Origin of the sequence: Sorangium aterium (genome assembly GCF_028368935.1) — a bacterium.
GTDB classification, from domain to species: domain Bacteria; phylum Myxococcota_A; class Polyangia; order Polyangiales; family Polyangiaceae; genus Sorangium; species Sorangium atrum.
The window spans coordinates 904,699-917,630 of sequence record NZ_JAQNDK010000002.1 but is presented as its reverse complement, the minus strand read 5'-3'; the positions used below and the strand labels follow the sequence as shown (position 1 = coordinate 917,630).

Sequence of the window (12,932 nt, the reverse complement as noted above, 5' to 3'; positions counted from 1 at the left end):
GCGACATATGCCGGAGATGCGATTTGTTATCGAGTGGCCGAGCGGCGAGCAGCAGGTCTGTTACTCTCCGTCGCTCGTCGTGAAGGAGCACCTCGACGTCGGGGAGAGCTACGATCTCGACGACTTCGTGTCGCGTTGCCGGACGGCGCTCGATATCGCGAGCGAGCGGGTCTTCAAGAAGTATGGGTTCCCCTGCAGCCTGGCGCGGGCCGAGGCGGCGCGCATCGCGAGCGCGGCCGCGCGGTTCCACGGCCGGAGCGGGGCCAAGGTCCGGGTCCTCAGGTTCGTCGAGTGACGGAGTCCTCAGGTTCGTCGAGTGACGGAAGGAGCAGGAGATGGTGACGAAGTCGAAGATGGAGCGCCTCCTCAGCGAGCGCCAGTTCCTCGTTTCCGCCGAGCTGACGCCCCCGCGTCACTACGATCTGGAGAAGCTGCTGAAGCACGCCCGAAATATGGCGGGCTGTGTGGATGTGGTGCAGATCAACGATCACCTGCTCTCGCAGGCGCGCTGCGCCAACATGGCAGTCGGCCATTTCGTGAAGCAGGAGGGGCTCGAGCCGGTTCTCCAGTTCTCGCTCCGCCACAAGAACAAGATCGCCCTCCAGGGCGACCTCCTCGGCATGGCGGCGCTGGGGCTCTCGAACATCATCGTCCTCGGCGGCTACCCGTGCGCCATCGGCTCCGATCCCGACGCGAAGGAGGTGAGCGACGTCGACAGCTACGCGGCGATCGAGCTGACCCGCCGGCTGACGCGCGAGGGGAAGCTCTTCAACGGCGACGTCGTCTCGCCGGCGCCCTACTTCCACGTCGGGACCATCGATTTCCCGTGCGCGGAGCAGGCGATCCCCGGGGCGATGGACCGGCTCGCCGCGAAGATCGACGCGGGCGCGAGCTTCATCCAGGTGCAGGCGGTGTTCGAGCTCGCGCCGATGCGCCGCTGGATGGCCGCGGTGGTCGAGCGCCGGCTGCACGAGCGGGCGCACTTCATCGCGGCGATCTTCCCGTTCGCGGGCGTGGATCGGCTGAGCTTCCTGCAGAAGGTGCCGGGCCTCGTGGTCCCCGAGCACCTGATCGAGCGCGTCCGCCAGAGCGGTGACGCGGAGGGGGAGAGCTACCGGATCACGCTGGAGCTCGTCCGGGGGCTCCGCGACATCCCCGGGCTCTCGGGCATCCACATGCGGTCCATCGGCGCGGAGGACTGGGTGCCCCGGCTCGTCGACGAGGCAGGGCTCCGGCGGGCGTCGTGAGCACCTAGCGCGGGGCTTCGCGCGCCGGACGAGACCGAGCGCCGGTGCGTGGCGACGGGTCGCTTCGAGGGGCGCGCTCAGGCCTTGCTGGCGATCCAGAGCAACGCGAGGCCGTTCATCCGGCGCTCGCGGCGGTCGACATGGAGCCCTGCGCCTCCCAGCTCGCCGCTGAGCTTGTCCTCGGTGTGACGGTAGGTGACCTCCGCCGCGTCGGCCCACGCCAGCATCGCGTGGGCCGTCGACGGGTTGTACCGGTGGCCGCGCAGGTAGCCGGCCATCGTGGCGCGGCTCATCGTGGCCGCGGGCTCGAGCAGCGCCAGGCGGCCGCCAGGGCGGAGGACGCGCGCCGCCTCGGCCAGCACCGGGCCCGGCTCGGGCAGGTGCAGGAGCAGGTTCGACGCGGTCACCACGTCGAACGAGGCGTCGGGGAACGGGAGCCGCGTCGCCAGCGCCTCCCGGAACGTCACGTTGTCCAGGCCGAGCGCCTTCGCCCGCTGCGCGGCGCGCTCCACCATCGCCGCCGTCGCGTCGATCCCGATCGACTCGTGGCAGCGGCGACCCATCTCGCGCGTCAGGCGCCCCGTGCCGCAGCCGAGGTCGAGGCACCGGTCCTCGACGCCCGGATCGACGAGCGTGACGAGCTCGTCGACGAGCGTCGCATAGGGGCCCTCCGCCTGCATGCGATCGAAGAAGTCGACGAGCTCGTGGAACGGGGTCGCCTGCTCCCGCGCCGCATAGCGATCGCGCCATCGCCAGACGTCGTCGAGGGCCTGGTACGTGCCCCGGTAGTACAGGAGCGGCGCGCCCGCCTCCCCCCGGCCCGACGAGAGCACGCGACCGACATAGACGATGTGATCACCCCCGTCGTACGCGTGCTCCACCTTGCAGTCGAGGAAGGCCAGCACGTCCTTGAGGATCGGGCTGCCCGACTCGGCCACATGAGCCTCCGTGAGCACCGCCTGCCGATCGATGTCCGTGCCCTTGCCGGCGAACAGATCCGAGATCTCCCGCTGCTGCTCCCGCAGGATGTTCACCGCGAAGACCCCGGACGCCGCGATGGCCGCGCTCGTGCGCGACCGCCTGTCCGCGCAGAACAGCACGAGCGGCGGGTCGAGCGAGACGGCGCTGAACGAGTTCACGGTCATCGCGTGCGGCGTGCCGTCCTGCACCGTGGTCACGAGGGTGACCCCGGTCGCGAACTGGCCCAGCACCTTCCGGAACTCCGCGGGATCGAAGAGCATGGGACATAGTACGCGCTCGGCGCCCAGCAGGGATCCAGGATCTGCGCAGCGCGCGCGCCGTCACCGCGCACCCGCGATGCGCGGATCCTGCGGCGGCGCCGCGCAGATCACGCGCCGGTGCCGCGCGCGCACTGCGGAGCTCACTCGGCGTCGCGCCGCGCCAGGTCCGGCGCGAAGGCCGGTATGCAGAGCGCGAAGTACTCGCTCTCCTCGTCGAACGGATTGCTGTAGCGGACGCGCTGATCGGGCTCCGTCCAGAGGGCCTGGCCGGCCGAGACGTCGACCGTCTCGCCCGCGATCTCGGCGCGCACACGGCCGCGGATCACGAGCGTCAGCTCGCCGAACGAAGGCGTCTGCGCCGGCTCGCTCCAGCCCGGCGGGGCCACCATGTGCGCCAGGCTGAACCCGTCCGTGCCGGTGTTCACGCGGCCGAAGAGCTCCTCGATCAGCTTGCCGCCAGGGACGGGGATCCGGGCCCTGGAAGCGACGAGACGGTAGGGATGCGCCATCGGGTACCTCGGTTTCACATCGCGCGCGTCCGATCGTCGGACACGCGGTAGAGCTGCATGAGCAGGTGACGGCCGCCGTACGGCTGCAGGTAACGGATCGCGCCGGCCTTGCTCGCCATGAAGCGATGGTAGCGCCGCGCCGGCACGGCGATGAGATCGCCCGCGCCGACCCAGATCCGCAGCCACTCGTCGTTCATGCAACGGACGTCGTAACAGCCGTGTCCCTCCACGAAGAGCCGCACCTCGTCGCCGAGGTGGCAGTGCTCATCCGCCTCTCTCGCGCTCTCCGCCTCGTCGCGCGGCTTGCTCCCGTCGCGGCGGACGTCCTCGTGCTCCGTCCATCCGCGGTCCGCGATCACGCGCTGCAAGGCGAGCGCTGCTGCGCCCGGGTCGAACGCGCCGCACTGGATCCCTTCCGCCTGAAGCTCCGCCTCGGTGGCCTCGCCCTCGCCGTCAGCTCTCATTCGGATCGCACGCATGCGCACCCCTCCGGGACTGCGCTCTTCGAACCCTGCGCGCGCGCGACGTCAAGACACTAAGAGCGCCCCAGCAGCCACAACAGACCAGCAATGCTGAGCGCCAGCACACCAAGCGCGAGCAGGGCAATGAGCGCCTCTGTGAAGCCCCATCCACTTCCCTGCGCCGCGCGAGACACCGGAGCCGCTTCAACGGGCTGCGCGAGCGGCGAACTCGTGCTCACCGAGGCAGGCGGAGGCGTCGGCGTGGAATGCGCTGCCTTCGGCTCCTCGAGCGAAGGCGGCTCGAACACCGCATCTGGACGGAGCGGCTCACACGGGCTGCGCTCGATCTCCGCGAGCGCCTCGGCGGCCGGGTGCTCGAAGACGAGCCGATCGCCCGAGATCGCGAGCACCTGTCCAGGACGCCAGATCGTATCGAACTGAGGCACTGGAGCGCCGTCGAGCGAAGCGCCTGAGCGCGATCCGAGGTCCTGAACCGAGAATTGATCGCCCCTGCGGGTAATGGCCAGATGACGGCGCGAGACGTCCGGGTCGTCGAGGACGAGATCGGTGTCCTTGGCGCGCCCGAGGATGTAGGGCCGCGCCGCCTCCTCGATCCGCAACGCGCGGCCGCTGTCGGGGCCGTCGACAACGACCACGCGCGGCGCCGGATCCTCCCCTTGCGCCGCGAGGCCGCGCGCGACGAGCTCGAGGGCGAGCTCCTTGGCGGCCGCCGCCGGCGCGGCCTTCGCGACCGCCGGCTCGATCCGGAGCAGGAGCCACACGCGCCCGATGCGGATGCGGTCGCCGGTCTTCAGGGGCATCGCCGTGCGCGGGGCGATGCGCGTCTTGCCGAGGAACGTGCCGTTGTCGCTGCCCTCGTCGAGGAGCAGGTACGCGGCGCCCCGCTGCCGGATCGACGCGTGCCGGGGGCTCACGCTGGTGTCGGGGAGGCGCACCTCGCAGCTCTCCGCGCGGCCGAGGATGATGCGGGGCGCGTCCAGCGTCAGGGAGAGCCCGCCCCCGTCCACCTTCCCCGCCCCGTCGGGCGCGAGCACCACGATCGTCAACGCCATCGATGCTGCCTGCGCGCGAGGGGGCGGCTCGGCCTCAAATCGCCGCCGTACGGCGCATCCGCTCGGAGGCGCTGAGGAGCTGGCGCACCGCCTGGTCCTGCTGCCGCGCCGCCTCCTCGATGCGCTTGCCGGCCTCGACGAGCTGCTCGCCGCCGCGCGTCTGGCTGCGGTGCGAGGCGTTGAGGCTGTGGACCATGTTCGAGATCTGCTCGATCGCGCTCGTGATCTGGCGCCCGCCGCGCGCCTGCTCCTGGCTCGACCGCTCCACGTGCTGCGTGATGGTCCGCATCTTCTCGGCGCTCTTCATGATGAGCTCCGAGCCGCGCGCCTGCTCCGCCGTGGCGGCGGCGATCTGCTGCACCGTCTCGGCGATGCGCCCGATCGCGTCCGTGACCTGCTTCGACCCCTTGGCCTGCTCGACCGTGGCGCGGGCGATGGCGCGCACCATGTTGGTCGACTTCTGCGAGCTCTCCAGGATCTTCTTGAGGGCCCGCTCGGCCTCGTTCGAGACCTCGACGCCGCGGTCGACGTTGTGAGCGCCGCGCTCGACGGCGGCGATCGCGTTCTTCGACTCGGACTGGATGGTCTTGATGAGCTCGGCGATCTCCTTCGTGCTGCCGCCGGCGCGCTCGGCGAGGTCCTTGATCTCGTCGGCGACGACGGCGAAGCCCTTGCCGTGCTCGCCGGCCTGGGCGGCGATGATCGCGGCGTTCAGCGCGAGGAGGTTCGTCTGCTCGGCGACGTCGTCGATGACGGCCAGGATCTGCCCGATCGCCTCGATGCGGAAGCCGAGGTTCGAGATGACCGCCACGGCCTCCTGGCTCGACTCCTTGATGCGGTAGATCTCGCCGATCGTCTTCAGGATCGCCTCGGCGCCCTTCTCGGCGTCGGTCGCCACCTCCTCCGAGAGCCGCGCCGTCTCGTTCGCGTTCGACTGGACCTGGTCGATCGAGACGTCCATCTGGTTCATCGAGGAGCTCGTCTCCTCGGCCGTCAGCGCCAGAGCGTCGACGTTCTTCGCGACCTCGCGGATGGAGTAGGCCATCTCCTCGATCGACGAGACCGTCTCGCGCACGCTCGACCCGAGCTCGCCGACGTTCTCGGCGACCTCCTCGTTCGTGGCCGTCATCTCGAGGATGCTCGAGCTCGACTCCTCGGCGCTCGACGCGAGCGACTCGACCGACTGCGCGATGTTGGCGAGGGCGGTCGTCATCTCGCGGATGTACACGGTCGCCTGCTCGCTCGCGTGCATGACGCTGCTCACGCCGTCGCTGAGCTTGGGCAAGAGCTCGTCGAGGAGCACCGTGGCCTGCGCCAGCTCCGAGCGGCGCTGCTTGTCGCGCAGCTCCGCCTGGGTGATCCGCTCCGCGATGCCGCTGAGCTCGGAGTAGAGGCGCGAGAGCTCCTGCGGCGAGCCCGGCGGGACGCGCACCCGCTCGCCGGCGGTGGCGCGGAGCACGGCGTCCACGAGCGAGTCGACGTCGATGTCGGGGCCGCGCTGCGCGAGATCGTTCACCTTGCGGGTGAGCGTCGTGCACTCCCGCTCGAGGGTGTCGCGCTCCTTCGCGAGCCCGTCGCGCTCCCGGCTCAGGTTGTCCCGCTCCCGCTCGATCGTGTCGCGCTCCTTCGCGATGCCGTCGCGCTCCCGGCTCAAGCCGTCGCGCTCCCTCGCGAGTTTGTCGCGCTCCTCGGCGAGCGCGTGGCGCTCCTCCGCGAGCTCGAGCTGGCGGCCGGCGATCTCGGCGATCTGCTCGTAGGTCTCGGCGACGTCGGCGGGGGCGCCCTCGGGGAGCTTGGGCCGCTTGCCCCGGGCGGCGCCGCGGAGCGCGTCGCGCAGGCCTCCGAGGGGGACGCCGCCCTTGCCCCCGAAGCTCGCGTAGACCACCGCCGCCGCCGCGGAGAAGCCGAAGACCATGAACAGCTGGCCCGAGAACTCCGCCAGCGACTTCGACGCGAAGCTCAGCCCGAGGCCGATGAACGCGAGGATTGCGGCGATGGGGATGGAGAGCTGCTTGGAGTTCATTTCGTGCGTTCCAGCGCGGTCGAGCTGCGGCGCGCGTTGGCAGGCGCGCCCCCGACGACCCCGAAGGACGACCGAGCGTAAGAGGCGAGTGCCCCCCGGTGCAAGGAGAGCGCGCGGCAGAGGCGCGGCAAGCTGCCGAGGGCAGGCGAGCCGCGAACCCAGATCTCCTGGGCAGAGGCGCAGGGGGCGGGCCCGCGCGGTTGGGGGAAACGCGATGAACTTGGACGATCTCGACCCGATGGCGTATGCACGGAGGTTGCGGCGGAGAAGGAGCCCGCCGCGGGGGCTCGGCACGGGCGCCGTTTCCTCTAGGTTCGACCGCACCGACCCTGAACACCGCCGCGGACCGCGGCGGCCGCCCGGCCGTACCGGCGGCCGCGCGGCCGGGCGGGCGTGGCCGTCCTGCCATGTCCCTCGCCGCTCGCCTCCTGCTCGCCTTCGGGCTCGTCGCGATCATCGCGACGGCGTTCGTCGGGCTGACCCTCCGCGAGGCGTCGCGCGAGATCATCGAGGGCGACTTCGCCGAGCGGATCGACGCGGCGCACGCGGGCGTCCGGCAGCAGCTCGCGTGGGAGGCCGACGCGCTGCGCGATCTCCTGCCGCCGCTCTGCCGGCACGACACGTTCGTCGACAAGGCCCACGTCGAGCTCGAGCGCGCCAAGGGCGACCCGGACGCGATGGAGCCGGGGAGCCGCATCGCCCTCCAGCGCCTGGTCCCGAGCCAGGCCAAGGCGCTGCGCCTCGACGAGCTGTCGCTCGTGGCGGGCGACGGGAGCGTCCTCGCGGCCGAGGACGCCGCGCGCATCGGCGCGCGCGACCCGCGGCTGGCGGAGCTGATCCAGGCCCCCGGGGGCGCGCCGCGGCTCCGGCCGGCGAAGGCGGGCGGCGAGCCGTCGCTGGAGGTCCACTGCGCCCTGTCGAACCACGGGGTGACCATCGGCCTCGTCGGGTCGCGGCGGATCGGCCCGGTCCTCGCGCGGATCGGCGAGGCGTACCATGTGCGCCTCACGGCGGCGCGCCAGGGGGAGCTCGCCCCCCGGAGCAGCGAGTCGGAGGTCGTGCGCGTCCTCCATTTCACGGAGATCCCGGGCCTCGACGTCGTCGCCTCGGTGCCGCGCGATCCGCTGAGGCAGGCGCTCGCCCGGCTCGATCGCGCGATCGCGCTGACCGGCGCCACGGTGCTGGCGATCGCCGTCGCGATGGCGGTCGTGCTGGCGCGCAGCCTGTCGCGGCCGCTCGTGGCGCTGGCCCGCGAGACGCGCGAGGTGATGAGCGGGGCGCCGCGGCGTGTGGAGGGGCGCGGCGGGCGGGAGATCGCGGATCTCGCGGCGGCGTTCAACGCGACCATCGACGAGCTCGCGGCGATGCGCAAGCGCCTGGCCGCGACCGAGCGCATCGCGGCGCGGCGCGAGGTCGCGCGCCAGATCGCCCACGAGATCAAGAACCCGCTGGCGCCCATCCGGGCGGCGGTGGAGACGCTGCGCCGGCTCCGGCAGCGCGACGACCCGGCGTTCGACGACTACTTCGCGGAGGCGACGTCGACGGTCCTGAACGAGGTGCACCGGATCGCGAACATCGTGACCGAGTTCACCCAGTTCGCGCGCCTGCCGCCGCCGAACCTCACCCCCATCGATCTCGTCGCGGTCGCGCGCGGGGTGGTCACGCTGCACGCCGCGCCGGCGTCGGGCGAGGCGACCTCCGGCGCGGGGTCGACCTCCGGCACCGGCGCGCCGTCGCCGCGCGTGGAGCTCGTTGCGGATCCGATCCCGGAGGTCTCGGCCGATCGCGATCAGCTGATCCAGGTGCTCACGAACCTGGTCCAGAACGGCCTGGACGCGGCGAGCGCCGTCCGGCGCGACCCGCGCGTCTCGGTGACGATCGGCCCGCTGCCGAACGACCGCGTGCGCATCGTGGTGCGCGACAACGGCCCGGGCGTAGCGGAGGAGATGGTGCCGCGCCTGTTCGAGCCCTACGCGACCAGCAAGGACAAGGGGACGGGCCTAGGCCTCGCGATCGCGCAGCGAATCGTGTTCGAGCACGGAGGGGAGATCACCTACCGCAAGGCCAAGAAGGGGGGCGCTGTCTTCGAGATCTGGCTACCCGTCGCGGGCCCTCCCCTCCTCGAGAAGCCCCTGGGCGACACCACGGTGCGCCCGCGCCCGCCCGACGCGCCGCGCTCCTGAGCGCTCGCGCTCTCACCTGAGCAGACCCCCAAGCTGCTCTCCCGCCCCTCGTGCCCCCTCTCCCGAGCGACGGCGCCAGCCGTGCGCCCTCTCCCAAGCGACGGCGACGCTCGTGCGCCCTCTCCCAAGCGACGGCGACGCTCGTGCGCCCTCTCCTAAGCGACGGCGACGGCCACCCGCAAAGGAGACGGGCCCAGATCGGCGTTTTCGGCGCGGAAGCGTACTCCTGTACGCTGAGCACCGAAAACGCCGAGGTGGGCCCGGATCCGACGCGGGTGGCCGTCTCTTCTACTGAGGCTGGCCGTCGTTCTTGCAGGCCGAGCTGCAGCCGTCGCCGCTCTTGTTGTTCCCGTCGTCGCACTCCTCGTACAGGCTCTGCCGCACGCCGTCGCCGCAGTACGGGCCGTAGACGCACCCCGGCGCGCACTTGCCGTAGCCGCCGGTGTTCTTGCCGTCCCCGTCGTCGCACTGCTCGGGGCCGTTGACCACGCCGTCGCCGCAGCGCGGGCCGTACAGGCAGCTGGGACCGCACTCGCCGTAGCCGCCGTCGTTCACGCCGTCGTCGCACTGCTCGCCGAGGTTGGTCTGCACCACCGAGTCGCCGCACTGGGCGCCGAGGCGGCAGTTCTCGCTGCAGCCGGTCGCCGCGTTCGGGGGATCGCACTGCTCACCCCAGTCCTCGTCGACGCGGCTGTCGCCGCACTTGGCCGCCGGCGTGCAGTCGGGGAAGCAGCTGCCGTAGAAGCCGTCGTTCACGCCGTCGTCGCAGGTCTCCGTGCCGTTGACGGCCGCGTCGCCGCAGTACGGCCCGTACGCGCAGTGCTGAGTGCACCCGTTGTAAGCGCCGTTGTTGTCGGCCTCGCCGAGGTCGCAGTCCTCCTCGTCGGGCTGCACCACGCCGTCGCCGCAGCGCGGGCCGTAGAGGCACATCGGCGCGCACTCGCCGTAGCCGCCGTCGTTGACGCCGTCGTCGCACTCCTCGCCGTAGCTCGCTTGCACCACCGCGTCGCCGCAGAGCGCCCCGAGCTGGCAGCCCACGCAGTTCGGGTCGGCCGGGTCGTCGCACTCCTCACCCCACTCCTCGTCGACGTTGCCGTCGCCGCAGCGGGGGGCGGGCGTGCAGTTCGGGTTGCACGTGCCGTAGAAGCCGTCGTTCCGGCCGTCGTCGCACTGCTCGGGGCCGTTCGTCGCGCCGTCGCCGCAGTACGGCCCGATCTCGCACTCGCGCGTGCAGCCGCCGTAGCCGTTCGCCGTGTTGCCGGAGCCGAGGTCGCACGCCTCGTACGGCGCGTTGACCGCGCCGTCGCCGCACCGGGGCGGGGCCACGCACCCCGGCGCGCAGGCGTTCGAGCTGTTGGCATACGCGCTGTTGTTGACCCCGTTGTCGCAGGTCTCCGGGCCGTTCCTCTGGCCGTCGCCGCAGTACGGCCCGAGCTGGCAGTTGTTGCACCCGCCGTAGCCGCCCCCGTTCGCGGTGCCGTCGTCGCACTCCTCGCCCGGCGTCACGACCGGCGGGTCGACCCCGCACTGCGGCGTGCACACCGACGTGCCGGCGCTGAAGCCCGACAGCGTGAGCTGGTAGTTCGACCCGGTGACGTGGCGCTCGGCCTGGAACACCGCGATCTCGTAGACCTTGCCCGGCTCGAGGTTCAGGTCGACGTCGTAGGGCGTGCGGGCGCCCGCAGGGCAGGTGTTCTGGGTGCAGGGGGTCACGCGGGCGTCGCCGTTGTCCAGGATGGTCACGCTCTCCTGGAGCTGCCCGTGGATGCCGCCGATGTCCGCGGTCAGCGTGTTCTTGATGAACACCCAGACGTCGTCATCGCCGAAGAAGGTGAGCACCGGATCGGCCGCGGCGCCGTTCGGCGTGAACTGGAACCAGTACCGGACCTCGCTCGTGAAGTAGTAGTTGTGCGAGGGGTTGCTCTGCTGCGCCTTCTCCAGCCCGGCGGAGACCAGGTTGTTGAGCACGGGATCGCCGTTCGGCGGGGTGGGGTCCACGGGCCAGAACGGGCTCCGCTGGTACACGTACCTGCCGGCCTGCGGGGTCAGCTCGATGGAGGTGACGAGCGTCCTGTTGTACGTCGCGTTGTCCCGGTACCACCACTGGAAGTTGTTCTGCCCCGTGGTCCACCCGTTCGCGTCGCTCGGCGTGACGAAGCCGGGGCCGAACCTGCTGACGGGCTTGCCGGCGGCGTCGAGCGTCGGCTGGACCATTTGGTCGATCTGATTGCCGCTGGGATCGATCTCGAAATCGAAGTGCCCGACGAGGGTGTCGTTCAGGTTGTTGTCGCACGCGCTGTTGCTGACGGTGCGGTCGTACGAGGTCGGGCACCAGCCGATGAAGTCGCGGATGACCATCGGCAGCCGCATCTCGGTGGGCTGAACGGTGCAGGCGTAGCCCGGCTCGATCGTGCACGTGGCGGAGCAGCCGTCGCCGCTCGCGGTGTTGCCGTCGTCGCACGCCTCGGTGGGGTCGCCGGGCAGGAGGATGCCGTCGCCGCACCTCGAGATGCACGCGCCGCTGCTGCAGTTCGGCTCGCCCTTGCAGTCCGGCGTGCAGCCGTCGCGCCAGTTGCCGTTGCCGTCGTCGCAGGCCTCGGTGCCCTCGCGGACGCCGTTGCCGCAGACGGAGTAGCCCGTGCAGTCCTGGGGCGCGGCGCTATTGCACACCCGCCCGGGCTCGATGCGGCACGTATCGTCGCAGCCGTCGCCGGAGAGGAGATCGCCGTCGTCGCACTGCTCGGCGCCGCGCTTGAGCCCGTCGCCGCAGATGGTCTTGCAGGGGAACCCGACGCGCGAGCAGTCCCAGCCCGTCTCGATCGTCTGGCAATCGGCGCTGCAGCCGTCGCCGCTGGCCGGCGGCTTCTGCCCGTCGTCGCACACCTCGGTGCCGCCGATCTTGCCGTCGCCGCACACGGGCGGCGGCGGCGGGGTGCAGCGCCCGCCAGCCGGCGGGCACGTCCAGCCGACCTCGATCTTGCACTGCGCGGTGCAGCCGTCGCCGCCCGCGGGGGACGCCCCCCCGCCGTCGTCGCACTGCTCGCCGAGCTGCACGACGCCGTCGCCGCAATAGGTCCTCACGGTGCAGGGCTGGCCCGGCCTGCAGACCCAGCCCTCCTCGAGCCGGCAGTCCGCGCTGCAGCCGTCGCCGCTCTCCGGCGGGTCATCGCCGTCGTCGCACTGCTCGTTGCCGCTCACGCGGCCGTCGCCGCACTCGTAGAGGGGGATGCAGGGCTTGCCCGGCTCGGGGCACACGTACGCCGGGTCCTTCACCTGGCAGTCGGCGCTGCAGCCGTCGCCGTCCGCGGCGTTGCCGTCGTCGCAGAGCTCACCCGGCTGCACCTTGCCGTCGCCGCACGCGATCAGCCGCACGCAGGGCGATCCGGGGGTCGGGCAGTTGTAATAGGGCTCCTGCCGGCACAGGCTCGAGCAGCCGTCGCCGCTCGCGGTGTTGCCGTCGTCGCACCCCTCGCCGGTCTCCTTGGCGCCGTTGCCGCAGACGGGCAGCCGCGTACACGGCTGACCGGGCCGGCTGCACTGGAACCCCGCCTCGCGCTTGCAGTCCGCGCTGCAACCGTCGCCGGACGCGGGCGGGTCGTCGCCGTCCTCGCACTCCTCCGAGCCGTTCACGCGGCCGTCTCCGCAGTCGTAGAGCAGGATGCACGGCTCGCCCGGCTTCGGGCACACGTACGAGGAGTCGACGTAGTAACAGTCGGCGCTGCAGCCGTCGCCATCGACGTTGTTGCCGTCGTCGCAGAACTCGCCGGGGTCGACGACGCCGTCGCCGCACGCGATGGTCAGCTCGCAAGGCTGACCCGGCGTCGGACACGCCCAGTAAGGCTCGACCTGGCACTGCCCGGAACAGCCGTCGCCCGGCAGCGTATTGCCGTCGTCGCAGGCCTCCGACGCCTGGTTCAGCGCCGCGTCTCCGCAGGCGGGCCCGGGAGGCAGGAAGCACTCGGGGGGCGGATCATCGACCTCGCACGGGTCCGGCGCACCGCCGCCGTTGCCGCCGAGCCCGATGCCGCTGCCCACCGTGAAATCGGGCTCACCGCCGGTGCCGCCGGCGCCGCCGACGCCAGGCCCGCCTCCGCCGGAGTTCGCGCCGCTCCCGGAGCCGGTCGCCTCGCTCGTGGTCGCGCCGCCCCCGCCGCAAGCGACCGTGATCTGAAGCAATCCCACCGCCAAAGCCAGA

Annotated in this window: 9 protein-coding genes; 3 read left to right on the top strand and 6 right to left on the bottom strand. The window is 71.8% G+C overall.

Annotated elements, in window-relative coordinates:
• Positions 1–16 precede the first annotated feature (16 nt).
• Together POL72_RS18475 and POL72_RS18470 are read left to right on the top strand one after the other, a co-directional pair.
• Positions 17–295, top strand: coding sequence for an MSMEG_0570 family nitrogen starvation response protein (locus POL72_RS18475; RefSeq protein WP_272096733.1), 279 nt, complete (start codon positions 17–19; stop codon positions 293–295).
• Positions 296–335: 40 nt separating this feature from the next.
• Entirely contained in the window at positions 336–1,247 is a 912-nt protein-coding gene (locus tag POL72_RS18470; RefSeq protein WP_272096731.1) for a methylenetetrahydrofolate reductase, read from the top strand.
• 77 nt (positions 1,248–1,324) lie between these two features.
• Here the strand turns inward: POL72_RS18470 and POL72_RS18465 are convergent, their stop codons facing one another.
• From POL72_RS18465 to POL72_RS18445, 5 genes are all read right to left on the bottom strand, one after another.
• Entirely contained in the window at positions 1,325–2,488 is a 1,164-nt protein-coding gene (locus tag POL72_RS18465; RefSeq protein ID WP_272096730.1) for a flavin reductase, read from the bottom strand.
• A gap of 140 nt (positions 2,489–2,628) precedes the next feature.
• On the bottom strand, positions 2,629–2,997 hold the full coding sequence (locus POL72_RS18460; RefSeq protein ID WP_272096728.1) for a cupin domain-containing protein: 369 nt from the start codon (positions 2,995–2,997) through the stop codon (positions 2,629–2,631).
• A gap of 14 nt (positions 2,998–3,011) precedes the next feature.
• Positions 3,012–3,476 carry a 1,2-dihydroxy-3-keto-5-methylthiopentene dioxygenase gene (locus tag POL72_RS18455; protein ID WP_272096727.1) on the bottom strand — a complete coding sequence of 155 codons (465 nt, stop codon included), beginning with the start codon at positions 3,474–3,476 and terminating at the stop codon, positions 3,012–3,014.
• Positions 3,477–3,532: 56 nt separating this feature from the next.
• The gene (locus tag POL72_RS18450; protein ID WP_272096726.1) at positions 3,533–4,531 is read right to left on the bottom strand and encodes an FHA domain-containing protein; all 999 of its coding nucleotides are present in this window, start codon (positions 4,529–4,531) and stop codon (positions 3,533–3,535) included.
• 34 nt (positions 4,532–4,565) lie between these two features.
• Positions 4,566–6,554, bottom strand: coding sequence for a methyl-accepting chemotaxis protein (locus tag POL72_RS18445; protein ID WP_272096725.1), 1,989 nt, complete (start codon positions 6,552–6,554; stop codon positions 4,566–4,568).
• A gap of 407 nt (positions 6,555–6,961) precedes the next feature.
• Here POL72_RS18445 and POL72_RS18440 point away from each other — a divergent pair, with 407 nt between their 5' ends.
• Positions 6,962–8,737, top strand: coding sequence for a sensor histidine kinase (locus POL72_RS18440; protein ID WP_272096724.1), 1,776 nt, complete (start codon positions 6,962–6,964; stop codon positions 8,735–8,737).
• 288 nt (positions 8,738–9,025) lie between these two features.
• Here the strand turns inward: POL72_RS18440 and POL72_RS18435 are convergent, their stop codons facing one another.
• Positions 9,026–12,913: a DUF4215 domain-containing protein gene (locus POL72_RS18435; RefSeq protein WP_272097941.1), complete on the bottom strand. Its 3,888-nt coding sequence runs from the start codon at positions 12,911–12,913 to the stop codon at positions 9,026–9,028.
• Between the last annotated feature and the right edge of the window lie 19 nt (positions 12,914–12,932).